Below are 14,192 nucleotides of genomic sequence, written 5' to 3'. Positions count from 1 at the left end.
TCGGCACGTCCGGCTACAGGATGATCACGCGGAACGTCACCGAGAAGTTCGGTGCGGTGGCGCCGCTCTTGCCGGCCATGATGCCCTGCGGGGCGATCCTCAGCGCCTTCACGCCGGCATCCGCGCCGCTGCCGTCATTGGCCGGGGTGTAAGTCCATGGCCCGGCGCTGCCCACGCCGGAGTAGGTCACGTTGGCCGGCGCAAACGTCAGCCCGCTGCTGGGCGTGCCGTCGGTGAAAGCAACGCTGCCCAGCACGAACTTTGAGTTGGCCGGGATCGGGTCGGTGATCACCAGGCTGTTGTTGTCCGCCGGACCCGCGCCGTTGTTGCTGACCGTGATCTGGTACTGCATCACTGCACCTGGCAGCGATTTCGGTTTGGTGGTGCCTTCGACGGGATCGGAGATCACCGACACCGACTTCATCACCAGCAGGTTGGGCACACCGACGTTGAAGGCCGCGTTGGCGGTGTGCTGCACCGTATTCTCGGTGCCTTCATAGCCGGTGACACTGGCCGTCCAGTAACCGGTCGGGGCGTTGTTCGGCAGGGTGTAGCTGTATTCGTAGGTACGCGTGGCGGCTCCCGAATCGGCTACCTGGGTCATGCCGGCATTGGTCGTCACCGCTGCGCCGTTGGGGTCGGTCAGCGTGATCGTGGCGTGGTTCACGTCATAGCTGCCGAACGGGTCGCTGATCACCGCACGCACGTAGACAGTGTCGCCTGGCCCGTAGGTGGTCTTCGTCGCGGTCGAGCCGTAGGCCGCGGAGTAGATGTTGACGCTGTCGACGTTGATGACGGTCGTGGTATCGAACGAAATCGTCCCCCGAGTGTTGCGGTATGGGTAAACGATGATCGATCGGTTACTCGTCGTCGTCGTATTGGTCAGGACAAGTGTCAGTGTATGGCCGGCTGAAATGGTGACGGGAGAATTGAGTGTGATGCTCAGCGTTTGCTGTGTAGGGGTATTGACGTTGAAGGTTGTCGTCGCCAGGCCAACCGAATTGACGCCGTCAAAGAGTTGCGCGCGTACCGTGCGGGTCCCACTCGTTCCGGATCGCGCCATATCCATCTGTACGACAATTGTGCCAGCACTCAGCACGAGGCTCTTGCCGGTGGCGATGGCCGGCGTCAGTACCCAGCTTTTCGAGCCGTTCCTGCTGGTCAGAGTGTTGCCATTGTTGTTCTGTAACTGCAAGGTGCGGGACATGCTGCCATCATTGATATCGCTGCCGTCGTAGGCGACATACAGCACCTTGTTGCCAGTGGCCGCCACCTGCGACTGCGATACCGTCACCGTCGGCGCGGCCGGATTGCCGCCCGTACCGTTCGGGTTGTTGATCGTTGCGGTGTTATCGATGGTGCTGCCCGCGCCGCCCGACACGTTGACCTCGTAGACGATCGTCACGCTGCCGTTGGCAGGCACGCTGATGCCGCTCACGCTGACCTTGCCGGTGCCGTTGGTGCCGCCGCTGACAGTGCTGCTGTTGGTGCTGCCGGAAGGCGTGCTGATCACGTTGAGGCCGCCCACATCGGCAGGCATGTCGTCATTGACGCTGACGCCGGTGGCCGTGGCGGCCGTGCTGTTGGTCAGGGTGATCGTGTAGCGCAGCGTGTCGCCGGGGTTGGTGTCGCCGCCGTTGGTGTCCAGCACGGTCTTGGTCGAGGTGGATAGGTCCGAGCGGATGATGGTGGTCGGGTCGGTGCTGCTGTCATTGCTGGTGTTGTAGTTGTAGTTCGCGTTGCTGACCGTTGCGGTGTTGCTGATCGACGCCGCCGCGCTCGCGGCGACGTTCACATTCAGCGTGATCGCCGGCAGGTTGGCGCCGCTGGCGACCGTGTTCGAACTGGTGCAGGTGACCAGCTGACCCGCGCCGGCGCAGCTCCAGCCGCTGCCGCTGGCCGAGGCATAGGTGAGTCCGGCAGGCAGCGTGTCGGTGACGGTGGTGACGCCTTGCGCCGCATCGGGTCCGTTGTTGTGCACCAGCAGGTTGTAGCTGCCGGTGCCGCCGGCGATGAAGTCGCCGGTATGGGACTTGGTGATGATCAGGTCGGCAGCGTAGAACTTCACCCCGAAGAGTGCGCCCTGCAGGCCACCGTTGACCATCGTCGTTGTTATGGTGGTTGGACTGCCGGTGGTGGCGAACGCGTAACTGCCAACGGTGCCGTCCACACCGGTCTCGGTCACGGTGCCGGTGCCCACGCCAGTCAGCGTGGGATAGATCGCGCCGCCATTCGACATCTGCGCCAGTTGCGTCCACGGATTGCCATTGGTGGTGAACTTCAAGCTCTCGCCGCTGTTGCTCGATTCGCCGTCGGCCGCCACAAGGGCGTACGGGACATTGGTGGCGCCGTTAACTGACAGGACGATGTTGGTGAAACTGAAGTTGCTGGTGCCGGTGCCTGTGCCATACAGCACGGGTCGCCCGGGAATGCCGTTGAAAGCTGCATAGCCAAAAGCGGCGCCGCTCCACGAAGGCGATGCCACGGCGGCCATGTTGGTTCCTGAAGCCTTGACGTTGAAACTGAGCGTCGCACCGCCAGGCAGGTTGAAGACAAAGTTCTGCCCCGCGCTGCTGCGCGCCGTGGCGTCGTTGTAGGTGGAGAAATCCAGCCAGCAGTAGGTAGAGTAATCGGCCGGCGCGCTGCCTTGTCCCGTGGCCGGACCACAGCTGGCCGCCATGGCAGGTGCCGCAAGCAGCCAGCCGCAAAGCAGCAACAGCGCCAGGCCAAGCTTCTGCAGGCTGCGCATCAGCGCGGCCTGCGAGCGCATAACGGACGGCTTTTCCGGCAAGGGGCGATCTGTCATCGAAGCGGGACGCAGTGTCATCGGCTCATTCCTTCCGCCATGGCCTTCACCGTATCCTGATCGAACTTGAAGCGGAAGCGCAGGAACATGCCTTTCGCGGTGTAGTGCGCGGCGGTGAAGTCCTGGTCGTAGTAGCCCTTGAAGTTGTAGCCCACGCTGAGCCACATGTTGGTGCCGACGTCACAGCCGGTTTCCAGGCCGAGGCTGCTGCTGGATACGCCGGAGCGGTACGAGTGCATGCGGCTGGCGATCACGCCCACGTCCCAGTGCTCGGACACGTCGTAGCGGAACTCGCTGCCGATCAGGTCGGTGTAGCCGGCGTAGCTGCCGCTGTCGAACTTGTAGCGAGCGTACTTGGAGCCGTAGTAGATCGACCACTGCGAATGGTCACCGCGGTAGTTGGCCTGCAGGTTGTTGACCAGCTTGGCGGTCTGCTGGTTGATGCCGAAGGTGCCGGAGCTGCCCAGCGCGCCGGCCAGCTGCTGCGGGCTCTGCTGGCTGGCGGCGATGCCGGTGCTGCCCTGCTGCAGGAACGGCGACACGGACAGGCCCTGCTGGTTGTTCCAGCTCAGGTCGAGTTGTTCCAGCAGCGACCAGCGGCCGTCGTCCGGGCGGTGCGCGAAGCTGAAACGCAAGGTCGCATTGCTGGACTTGCCGCCGGGACTGAAGCGGCTGTCGAACGCCTGCAAGGTGCTGGAGAACGCGTTGCCGGCGGACAGGTCGCGGTAGAAACCGCCGAACAGGCCGATCCGCTTTTCGCTGGTGGAGCGCAGCGACTCGACGCGGCTGGTCCACGACCAGTCCTTCTGGCGCCAGGTGCTGCCGAGGAACATCGAGGTGAAGTCTTCGGTGGCCGAGCCGGCGATCGAGGGCGTGGCCGCGTTGAGCGCGCCCGCCACCGGGACGGCCTGGCCGTCGGCGGTGCTGCCGGTGGTCGGTGCTTCCGGGCGATGCAGCGACTTCACCTGGTTCAGGCCGGCGCTGAGGGTCAGCGACTTGCTGACCTGCCAGCCCTGGGTGAGCCCGGAGGTGGAGAACGTGCGCGGACCGTATTCGGTCATCTGCTGGCCGATCGAGTTGGTCAGCTGCGCGCGCTGCCACGGCGTGGCCCGCACGCCCAGTTCGGTCATCCGGCTGTACTGCTGCTGCGCACCGTCGTTGAACTGCTGGTTGACGAACAGGGTGGCCGCGTCGGTCATCCTGTAGTCGACGCCCAGCAAGGTGCTGGCCGGGTAGGCCGGGTCGTTGCCGGCGATGTTCTGGCTGGTGATGCCGTGCAGGGTCACCTTGTTGTCGAAGATGCCGGTGCTGCCGCCCAGGTAGACCTGGTCGGCGCTGCCGCTGCCGTAGCTGCCCAAGCCGTTGCCGAGCTGGCCGCTGCCGAGCTGGCCGCTGCCGAGGATGCCGCTGGTGACGCCGCCGTTGCCGGCGTCGGCCACCGTCGCACCTGCCTGCGGATAGTCGTCGCTGACGTGGCGCAAGCCCATCGTCAGCGCGTGGTTGCCGGACTGGTAATGCGCGCCTGCGTCGGCCACGGTGCGCGTGCTGGCCAGTTGCAGTGATTGCTCGCGATAGGCTTCCATCTGCAACGACCAGTGCTGGTTCAGCAGGTAGCGGGCGTTGCCACCGGACTTGCGCGTGCCACCCTGGCCCAGCGACTGCTGGCCCAGGCCAAAACCCACGCCGAGCTGGCGCAGGTAAAGCTCGCTTTCCAGCCGCTTGCCATGGTTCTGCAGGGTCACCAGGTAGGCCGTGCCGGAACCTTGCGCGGTGCCGGAGGTGCTGGCGCCGGACACGTTGTTGAAACCGGTCAGCAGGTTGGCGGTGCCGGCCGCCGACGAGGTATGCGACACCTCGGCCTTCAGCTCGCTGGTGCGGGTCAGCTTCACCCGCAGGTCGGCGCCGCCCAGCCGGTTGCTGCCGGTGTCGGCGCCCTCGTTGACCATGGTCACGCCCAGCTCCAGCCGGTCGCCGGCGGCCTTCACCGCCACCCGGCCGCCGGCGGTGATTGACTGGTCGCCGGCGCGCATCACCTCGTACTCGGCCACGATGTAGACCGGATTCATGTTCTCGTCGAAGCCGGGCACCGGCTGCTTGAAGAACAGCGCGCCGCTGTAATAGTCCAGCGTGTAGTCGAGGTAGCTGCTCAGCTGCTGCGTGCTGATCACGCGCTCGTTGTGGTAACGGTCGCGCGTCTCCAGGCGGATGCGCTCGGAGTTCAGCAGGATCTGCTGGTGCGCCAGGTGGTACAGGCCCGAGGTGCCGTTGCCCTGGATCTCGTCGTGCACATAGGACTGCGCGTTGCGCGCGGCGAACGCGGTGTAGCCCAGGTGCGTGCTTTCGTAGGCGCTCTGCACGCCGTTGAAGCGACGGTCGTAACGCGACAGCTCGGTGACGTTGAGGTTGGTGTCGAAGTCGCCGAACATCGCGTAGAACTGGCCGCGTTCGATCTTCAGGTACAGCTTGCTGGCGCTGGATGCGTCATAGCCCTGTTCGGCGGCGTCGCCGTACAGCATGAAGTACTGGTTCGGATCGACGCTCTGCTGCAGGCCGTTGAGCGTGGCGCGATCGGCGCCGCTGGCCTTGGCCGAATCGTAGGCGGCGGTGAGCAGGTACTGGCCCTTGATCATGCCCTTGGCGTACAGCGCGATGCGGCCGTCCTGGAACAGGTCGCGGTTCGGATCGTTGCCTGACACGTTCTCGATATGCCCGCGCACGCCGTTGAACGCGGCGGTGCCGTTGGCCAAGCCGACCAGGATCCAGTCGCGCTTGCCCGGCTGCATCCACGCGCGCAGGTCCTGGCGGGTGTCGTTCTGCAGCGGAATGCTCACCATGACCTGGCCCGACACGGTGGTCGGCGCCAGTTCCAGATACGCGATGCCGTCATCGGTGACGGTGTACTTCGGTTCGCGCGGCGCGATCGCCAGCAGCTGGTTGTCCTGCAGTTCCTGCTGGCTCTGGTACGGCTGGTACGGCGACTGCAGCGTGTAGCGGCCGGTCATGCCGCGACGCACCGGATAGCCCCAGCGGTCGAACAGGCGGATGGCCACGCGGGGGCGGCTCTTGCCGTCGGCGACCAGGCTGGATTTTTCCGGCGCCAGCTCGGCGCGCACCGGCACGCCGGAGTAGTGCACGCGGTGCTCCACGCTTTGCACCACCTTGTCGCCTTCCATGATGTCCGCGAGCAGGATGTTGTCGCCTTCCACCAGCGGCACGCCCAGCCATTCGCTGGCGGCAACGGTGTGGCTCTCATTGAGCCGGGTGCCGGAGAAGTTGCGCGACGACACCGGCGTGCCGTTCACCGACAGGCGCACCTGCTGCTTCGGGCCATGCCTGACCGCCACCTTGATGCTGGGCACGGACGGCGAATAGCTGCTGTCGGGCCAGATGAACCCGGCCCGCGATCCGGCGCTTTCCACTTGCTGCATGTTCAACTGGAAGTGGTCAGCCAGAGCGTCACCATCCGCGCTTTTGTCGTCCGGTACGGTCTGCGTCGTCGCGGCTTTCGCGGCGGACGGGGCCAGGCCCAGCGTGGTGACCTGTTGCAGTTCGGAGCGGGCGGCGCCGCGCGCCGGGAGCGTCACCGAGGCCGGCGGCGTGTGCTGGTGGGCGGCCCCGGGCGTATCGAAATTGGTCAGTGCCTGGGTGACCCGCGTGGCGGTGGCACCGGCCTTCGACTGCAGATCGAAGCTCAGCTTGCCCTGCCATCCGGCGGCACGGTCGCCGAGGCGGAATACCAGGGCACCATCCATCACGTCGGGCGCGGCGGACGCGTGGCCGTCGAGCCGGACCGAGCCATCGACGTAGCGTGCACCAGCCGGTACCAGCACGGTGGCGCTCAGCTTGCTCACCGGCACCTGTGCGACCGCCAATGTCAGCGTGTTGTGGATCAGCGCGCCGTCAGCCTGCTGTGCCAGCTGCACGGCGACATGGCCGCTCGGCGGCGGCAGCCGGCGGACGTGGAAGTCGGCGCGCCACAGCGCGCCACCATGCAGCTCGATGAATTGGGAATAGCTGCGCCCGGCGAAGCGCGTGTTGCGTTCGCAGTCGTCGGTCGCGTAACCCTGCGGCAGGCTGTCGGTGTCCAGCTGCACCACGTGGGTGCCGTTCTTCACCGCCTGGAAGTGGAAGCGGCCATCCTTGTCGGAGACCACGTAGCTGCCGTCTTCCATCAGCACGCGCGCGCCGGCCAGGCCTTCGTGTGAATCGCAGCCGACCAGCACGCGGCCGATGACCGTGTTCACGTCCTGCATCAGCTCGTCGCGGATCTCCACCTGGGCGGTGGCGATGTTCGAGGCGGTGCCACCATCGGCGAGGCCTTGCGCGCGGTTGATCGATGCGCCCAGCGGCGTGGCGGCGGTGACTTCGGTGACGTAGGTCAGCTGCAGCTGGCCGGACTTGTCGATGTCGCCCAGGTCGAACTGCAGCTGCTGGCCGTTCGCGCTGATCTGCGGATCGGCGGCCTTGCCCGTGCCGATGCGCGCCGATCCCTTCACGTAGCGGAAGCCCTGCGGCAAGGTGTCGACCAGACGCACAGCCTGCGCCACGCCCACCTTGTCGCTGTTCTCCACCGCCACGGTGAACTGGATCATGTCGCCTACAGCAGCGACATTCACCGAGGCGGTCTTCTGCACGAACAGGCTGCTGGAAACCGGGTCCAGCGGAATGTCGAAGCCGATCGGCTGCGCGCTGGCCAGGGTGAAGGTCTGCTCGAACGAGGCCGGCCCCAGCACATACGGAGCGCCGGCCAGCTGCTGCAGGGTGGATTGCGTGGCCGTCGATGCGTAGCGATAGCCGGCCGGCGGCACCACCTGCAGGCGGTAGCGACCCGCGGGCACCTGCGGCAGCAGGAACGCGCCGGCGGAGGCGCTGTAGGTGGCGCCGGAGCTGTCGGTGGCGCTCTGTCCGGAGGTCACGCTCGACGGGAAGCTGCTGACGCCGTCGCGGCCGGTGACATGGGCCACGGCGATGCCGGTGTCCGCGTCGACCAGGGTGATCTTCGCGCCATTGACGCGCGCGCCGGTGGTGGCGTCGAACACCACGTTGGTCGGGCTCACCAGCGCCTGCGTGGCGGCGGTGTCGCTGGCGTCGGCGATGTCGGTGTAGTGCAGTTCCAGATGCTGGTTCGGCTGCAGGCTCAGCGCGCAGGTCGAGCCGGCATCGCTGCTGCTGGACACGTAGCCGGTGAAGACGCCACTGTCCGGACCGTTCTCGGTCAGGCGCACGGTCAGCGACTGGCTGGTGCCGACGACCGCCACGGTGGCCAGTATCGTTTCGCGCGCCAGCGGGTTGAGGTTCTGGTCGTGGTCGGTGATCTGCACGAACACCGGATCGCCCGGGTAGTAGATCTGCGCCGGACCCAGCGGCTGCGCGCTGTTCGGATCCAGCGTGGTGCCCTGCGCCGATGACGGTGCCGGCAGGGCGTTGAAGGTGGCGCCGCCATCGCGGCTGCACTGGGTCGGACCGATCAGCGCGGTGGCGGAGCCCTGTGCGTAGGCCAGGAACGCTGCGCTCGACGGCGTGCGTGCGCCGGTCACGGTCGTGGCCTGGGTGGTGATCAGCGAAAACGTGGGTGCTTCGTTCAGTCCGGCGGAGCCGACCGGACCCTGCCAGGTGAGCGTCGCCTGGTTGTTGATGATGGTGCCCGGCGGCGTGGGCGTGGCCGCCCACGCGACCGGCAGTGCCGACAGGGCGAGGCCGGCCAGCAGCCACGCCTTGCCAAAACGTCCTGCCCGGCCCTTGCGGGGGGAAGAGGCTTTGGCAAGGCGGGTCGATGCGGAAACTTCCTGCATCAACCGCGACTTGTCCATGCATTCATCGTGCGTACCTGCGTGCTGCAGGCGCAGGAACGCGTCGCGCACGGGTCGTTGCCGACCCGTGCGCGAGCGCAGTCCTGAAATCCTGAGCAGAGTGTGGAACACGGTGCGATCAGTCCGCCGTTACTGGATGGTGACGCGGAACTTGGCGGTCGCTACCTGACCTGCCGTCAGATCGATGCCGGCGGCCGAGACCTTGTGGGTCGTGCTGTCGTAGGCGCAGGTGTCACCGTCGGTGGCGTCGGTGCAACCAGTGGCGGCGCCGCCATTCAAGTTGGGTGCGGTCAACACGATCGAGCCGGCGTTGTAAGCCAGGTGGCCGTTGGCGATTTCGGTGCTCAGATCATCGGAAACGGCGACGCTGCTCGCGGTCGCGCCCGAGCCGGCGGCATTGGTCACCGTGATGGTGTATTCCACGACGGCACCCGGAATCGCATGCGGCGCGGAAGAGCCGGTCGGATCGCTGATCACCGCCGAGGTCTTCGCGATCGTCAGCGAGGCACTCTTCACCAGATAGGTGTCGAGATCCGAAGCGGCGCCGTCGAACGCCGCGCCGTCACCGGTGGCCGGATGGGCCGACGCCGCTTCCGCGAAAATGTTCTGCACGGTGCCGGGGGTCCAGGCAGCGAGGTGATCGTCGCTGGCGAGGGCGGTGCCGGAGCCCGCGGTGCCGACCTTGGCGAGCAGGCCAACCACGGCCACCTGGCTATCGGTTGCCGTGGCGGGAATCGTGGCCACCACGAACACGGTCTTTGCCCCGGCGCTACCGACGGCGAGGTTGCTCAACACGGTGATGGGAAGGTCCGTGCCCGGGTTGTAGACGCCGTTGTTGTTGGTATCCGCGTAAACCGCGGAGGTGGCGATCGCCAGGTTGGAGTTGGCGGGCGTGCCAAACGGATTGGCCGTGCCCGACGCCATGTTCACGGCCGACAGAACCGCGTCCTGCGCCTGGTTGCCGTTGTTCTGGACCTTGAACGTGGTGACGGCAGTGGTGCTGCCCGGCTGCGTGTTGAGCACGACCATGGAGCCGTCCTGCTTGATGACGCTGAGGACGAGCTTCGCGTCGACCTTGAATGTCACGGTGTTGCTGCTGATGGGCGTCTGGTCGACCGTACCGACCTTGTACGCCACCGTGGCGGTATTGCTGACATCCGTGCCGGCGGCGGTGGTGGCTGCATTCGCCGCCATCGACCCCAGCCCAAGCAGCGCGCCGACCAGCAAGGTCGATGCGAGCCTGGCTCGATTGAGATGTTTCATGGGTGTTTCCTCTGTAAAGGTTTTTCAGGACTGTTGATCCGCTGGCCGTGCGGATCGGCGTCGCCATGCCTGGCTGGCCGTGTTGCCGGGACACCGGTTCTTGCGCCGTTGGCCCGTGTCGCTTGCGTGTTTTCGGCACGCACTTGTCGCTGCGGCCAGACACGTCGTGTCTGGCCGGCTCTAACTTGCAGTGCGTGAACACCCCGAGCCGTGCGGGTTTGCCCCGTCGGCGGTTACGTCACAACGCCATGCTCCCCGAGTAACCGGGCCTGCTCGGCCCGGTCAGCAAAACCTGTGAACTGATCCTTCTGTCATGTCATTGCCGTGCCGCAGACTCCCGAGTTACTGCAGCACCGCACGGAAACTCACCGAACCCCTCGCGCCAGGCGCGACCTTGCCGTTCACCACCCAGCGGACATGGGTGCAATCCTTTTCGGTGGCCGGGCGCATGCTGCCGTCGGCGTTCTTCACCGACAGCTGCGCCAGCGTGCCAGCCCACGTCTTGCCGCCATCGGCCGAGTAGCTGATGGTGGTGTTCGTGCCGCTTGCCGAGTTCGCCACGTAGTCCATGTGGGCGGGCACCGGGTTGTTGATCACCACGTCGTCCGCCGGCTTGGCGCCGACGTTCTGGTAGTTGATGGTGTAGGTGACTTCCGTGCCGGGCACCACGCGTGCAGCCGGCACCATTTCGGTGTGCTTGCTGCCGTCCTTTTCCACGGTGACCTTCTGCTGGGTGGCCACCGACTGCAGCTCGATGCTGCCGCTGGCCGGCGCTGCCTGCAGCGCAAATGCGGCAAGCAGGCCAAACACAAGAACGGGAATGCGGATCGATTTCATGCTCTTGACCTCAATTGATCGTGACTTCGAAAGTGATGGTGTGCGGACTGGCCGAGCCGGGTACGTTGCCCAGCCGGACGGAGATGGCGTTGGTGGCGGTGATGTTGAAATCGCCGGCGTCGCTGTCGGTGTTGCTGTCGCCCAGCGAGGCGCTGTCCAGGGTCAGGCTGCCTGGCACGTAGGTGGTGTGTTCGGGCATCGGGTTCGTCACGACCAGATTGCGGCCGATGGCGCTGCCGCCGTCGGCCGTGACGATGAGGGTGTAGAGGATGTGCGAGCCGGAAGTCGCCACGCTGCCACCGGACTTGTCCGTTACCCGCTGCGTCGAGGTGAACTGGTAGCTGACACTGCTTGCCTGGTAGGTGCCATTGGATGACGAGCTGCCGCTGCTCATGCCGACCACCACGTTCATGCCCGGGATGCCGGCAGACGGCTTCGCGCTCCCTGGAGTGCCGCTGAAGGTGTTCGAGGTGGCAGCCAGTCTGACTTGCGCGAACGTGCCGTCATTCGCCGTGGAAGGCAGGGCACAAAGGACAAAAACGTCCATGTGGTCGCCGGCGGCGAGCACCGGATCATTGCTGCCGGGCACGTATTCGGGGTCGTTGGCCGAACGGATGCCGTTGTGGTCCTGGTCGAGAAACAACTGGCACTGGTCGACCGCGAAGTCGCTGCCACTGGCGGGCAGGGCGGTCGGCACCAGCTTGTAGCTGTCATTGCCGTTACCGGGATTGGTCACCCGGAACAGCAGGGTCTGCGCAGCCGATCCGGCCGCCGCCTGGACCGGCTTGGCGTCCTGCCAGGTCGTCGTCACGTCGACCAGCTGGTCGACCACGAAGCTCGTGCTGGTCGTGCCGGTGAGCATGGAGCCGCCCTGCACGTAACTCACCGCTACCGTGTTCTTCACTTGAGTGCCAGCGGCCGCGCCTGTCGCTGACGCGGTGGCGCTCAGTGCCGACGCGAACAGCAACAGCACACCGAAAAGCACTTTTCTGCTGCAAGTGGCAAACGGCGGGCACGGGCGGGCCAGGGACGCATGGTCCCTGCGCTCAGCCCTTTGATGCCCTGCCAGATTCACGATGAACCACCCCAAACGTGCTTGGTTAAGACTATGTTGCACGCTTAAGCAAATAAGATGCCAAATGAGGTGGGTATGCGTGACGTGTAACGCGTTCATCACGCCCAATGCGCCGCCCCGCTTGCCGGCAGCGTCTTGAAAGCCTTTGATTGCCCCATCTGGAGCCATCTTGGTGGCTTATCTGCCCAATCAACGCAAAGACAGTCGAATATCAGCGATGAGGTCTGTGTCACAAAAGACCGGGCTGAGTCACATTGGAGCGACTGGTGTCGGCGCTTCCGGATGCGCCCGCGGCTGGGGGTATCGCCTGACCGCGCCCGACCGACGCTGGCCGGTAAGGCGATAAGCGGTGGGAGGCGGATGACGCTTCCACTTGCGCCAAACGGTTTCCTATGCGGCTTTGGCGTGGCGCGGTGGAAGGCGTGCAGATCCTCGTCGTTCGGAACAGCCACGGGGCCCCGTCCCGCCGAAGGTCGGATGGAGCCATCGAAGTGGCAGCGCCGAATGACCGCATTCGCCTGGTGGACGGTCGAACTGAAGTATGCGTGTGGAGAGCTGCAGACCTTCACGCGACTTTCACGCTCAATACGTGATGCAGGTCACGACGCAAGCGTGACATTGATCCAACTATCTGGCTGTCACGGTTCGATCGTCGAACCAGCTTCTCCCAAAGGGGGGATGATGAGATGTCAGCGTTGTTTTCCGTCTCGGCCACCGCTTGCCTGTGCTTGGCAGGGGTGTTCTTTTGCTGCGACGCGGAGGCCGCAGGGCGGCTGTCATTCAGGGGGGCAGTGGTAATACCGACTTGTCCGGTCACTGTCTCGGCGCAGGGTCTGCAGGGCGTGCAGCTTCGTCACCGCTGCGGTTCACCTGACGCCAACGTTGGCACGTCGCGCAACTTCGCGCTGCATGTAATCCATATCGATGGCGCCACCGATGACAAGGTGCTGCGTTATTTCCACACATACATGCGCGCCAGCCGTGCCGATGCCGCGGATCCGCTGCTGGTCATCCAGACCTACGAATGAGCAGGTCAAGCGGGGCGTCGCCATGCTTCGTCCCCACTGATTATCCCGTTGCTTGACAGCTCATGATCGGAGTCGGCATGCATCGCTGCAACGCCATCGCTCCGAGCGACCGCGCAATTCAGCTGTGTCGCTGAACCGCAACGATCAGGGCTGCGCAGCAGCTCTCTTCGGGATGCCGGGAATCGTGAGGCCACTGAATCGATTGCAGCAGCTTTCAAGACGCGCAAGGAACCCGGCCTGCGGGTGCCGAAGATGCGACGCCGGTAGCCAGGTGTCGTGGCGATTACGACTGAAGTTGAACGTCTACTGGTAGTTCAGCGTGTAGGTGGCGACACCTTTTACGGGACCTGCCGACACGGTTGCCGCCGTCTGGTAGTAACGAGCGAACAGGTTGATGGCGTAGTTGCTGGCCGTGGTGGTGCCGGTATCAATGGGAGTGCCGAAGGTGACGGGCGTAACGCCATCGGCGTTGACGATCTGCACGCCTACCCCGCTGGCGTAACCCGTCCCTGATGGCGCAATGACGCCGGTAGCATTGGCTTGAGGGCTGCCGGTATTGAGGGTGATGGCGACGCCCAGATTGGTGGGGCAGCCGGTGAGCTGCAGGCTGAATGGCGTTGTGCCTGCCGTGGAAGTGACGCCGGAGAACTGCGAGCTGGCAATGTTCGGCAAGGTGACCAACTTGCTCACCGAGCCCGCGCTGACATTGCAGGTGGGTACCTGGATCAGGATGGTGGCATTGATTTTGAAGGTTTCCACCGGCCGAGCAGCCACCGGGCCATTGCAACCGAAGTAGTACCCAAACCAGAAATTTGGGTTGTTACAGATATCGATCTTCCATTGCGACAGCTGCCCGGTCAGGCTGCTGTTGTTCGGCGGCAGGTATGGTCCGGTGTAGACCAGTTGCAGGTTGGATGCAACGCTGAACGCCCCGCTATCAGTGGGGTAATTTGGATACAGCGCCAGCAGGGTGCTGGCGTCCGGGTGCAACAGGCGATAGGAAATACCGGGAATGCCGGTGGGAAAAAGAGTGGAGTCGCCGTTGACCGGGGTTGACGCAGCTATGGTATTGACGATGCCGCCGTTGGTATTGCCATTACAAGCCAGTACCGGCGGATTGGCTGGATTGGCCGTGTTCGATGTCCACAGTACCGTATTGACGGTCGTACTGGGTGTCAGGGTGATGGTGCCAGCGTTGAAGGTGACGGTGGTGGCGGCTCCGCTGGTGAACCAACAATCTGCCCAAGCCGAGCTCGGCGCGACGGCCATGGCCAAGAGCAGCAGGCATGTCCAGAAGGGGCCGAACAGAGGACGCATGCGTTTTGCCAAGGACTCGCGGCCCAGCGAAAATAGGACGGTCAGGTGCATGTCAT

7 protein-coding genes are annotated in these 14,192 nt (G+C 64.9%); 1 reads left to right on the top strand and 6 read right to left on the bottom strand.

Going from position 1 to position 14,192, the window contains the following annotated elements; all coding sequences use genetic code 11:
• Nucleotides 1–13 precede the first annotated feature (13 nt).
• The 5 genes from ABNK63_RS15545 to ABNK63_RS15525 form a co-directional block, all read right to left on the bottom strand.
• Entirely contained in the window at nt 14–2,827 is a 2,814-nt protein-coding gene (locus ABNK63_RS15545; protein WP_350016136.1) for a CshA/CshB family fibrillar adhesin-related protein, read from the bottom strand.
• Complete coding sequence (locus tag ABNK63_RS15540) at nt 2,824–8,667, bottom strand: hypothetical protein (RefSeq protein WP_350016135.1); 5,844 nt, start codon at nt 8,665–8,667, stop codon at nt 2,824–2,826. The genes ABNK63_RS15545 and ABNK63_RS15540 overlap by 4 nt, the downstream gene beginning before the upstream one ends.
• A gap of 78 nt (nt 8,668–8,745) precedes the next feature.
• On the bottom strand, nt 8,746–9,879 hold the full coding sequence (locus tag ABNK63_RS15535) for a hypothetical protein (RefSeq protein WP_007806695.1): 1,134 nt from the start codon (nt 9,877–9,879) through the stop codon (nt 8,746–8,748).
• Nucleotides 9,880–10,221: 342 nt separating this feature from the next.
• Nucleotides 10,222–10,716, bottom strand: a complete 495-nt coding sequence (locus ABNK63_RS15530) for a DUF11 domain-containing protein (protein WP_083845953.1) — start codon at nt 10,714–10,716, stop codon at nt 10,222–10,224.
• 10 nt (nt 10,717–10,726) lie between these two features.
• Nucleotides 10,727–11,620 carry a hypothetical protein gene (locus ABNK63_RS15525; RefSeq protein WP_350016134.1) on the bottom strand — a complete coding sequence of 298 codons (894 nt, stop codon included), beginning with the start codon at nt 11,618–11,620 and terminating at the stop codon, nt 10,727–10,729.
• Nucleotides 11,621–12,477: 857 nt separating this feature from the next.
• Here ABNK63_RS15525 and ABNK63_RS15520 point away from each other — a divergent pair.
• The gene (locus ABNK63_RS15520; protein WP_350016133.1) at nt 12,478–12,819 is read left to right on the top strand and encodes a hypothetical protein; all 342 of its coding nucleotides are present in this window, start codon (nt 12,478–12,480) and stop codon (nt 12,817–12,819) included.
• Between the two features lie 303 nt (nt 12,820–13,122).
• On the opposite strand, the gene ABNK63_RS15515 is transcribed toward ABNK63_RS15520, so the two are convergent.
• Complete coding sequence (locus ABNK63_RS15515; RefSeq protein WP_350016132.1) at nt 13,123–14,187, bottom strand: fimbrial protein; 1,065 nt, start codon at nt 14,185–14,187, stop codon at nt 13,123–13,125.
• Between the last annotated feature and the right edge of the window lie 5 nt (nt 14,188–14,192).

The sequence above is a fragment of the Rhodanobacter sp. IGA1.0 genome, from assembly GCF_040208325.1.
GTDB classification, from domain to species: Bacteria; Pseudomonadota; Gammaproteobacteria; order Xanthomonadales; family Rhodanobacteraceae; genus Rhodanobacter; species Rhodanobacter spathiphylli.
This window is presented reverse-complemented; position numbering and strand designations above follow the sequence as displayed.

What these genes read in the sequence shown, in the direction of transcription:
- ABNK63_RS15545 (WP_350016136.1), bottom strand. Translation starts at nt 2,827, where the DNA reads ATGACACTGCGTCCCGCTTCGATGACAGATCGCCCCTTGCCGGAAAAG.
- ABNK63_RS15535 (WP_007806695.1), bottom strand. Translation starts at nt 9,879, where the DNA reads ATGAAACATCTCAATCGAGCCAGGCTCGCATCGACCTTGCTGGTCGGC.
- ABNK63_RS15530 (WP_083845953.1), bottom strand. Translation starts at nt 10,716, where the DNA reads ATGAAATCGATCCGCATTCCCGTTCTTGTGTTTGGCCTGCTTGCCGCA.
- ABNK63_RS15520 (WP_350016133.1), top strand. Translation starts at nt 12,478, where the DNA reads ATGTCAGCGTTGTTTTCCGTCTCGGCCACCGCTTGCCTGTGCTTGGCA.
- ABNK63_RS15515 (WP_350016132.1), bottom strand. Translation starts at nt 14,187, where the DNA reads ATGCACCTGACCGTCCTATTTTCGCTGGGCCGCGAGTCCTTGGCAAAA.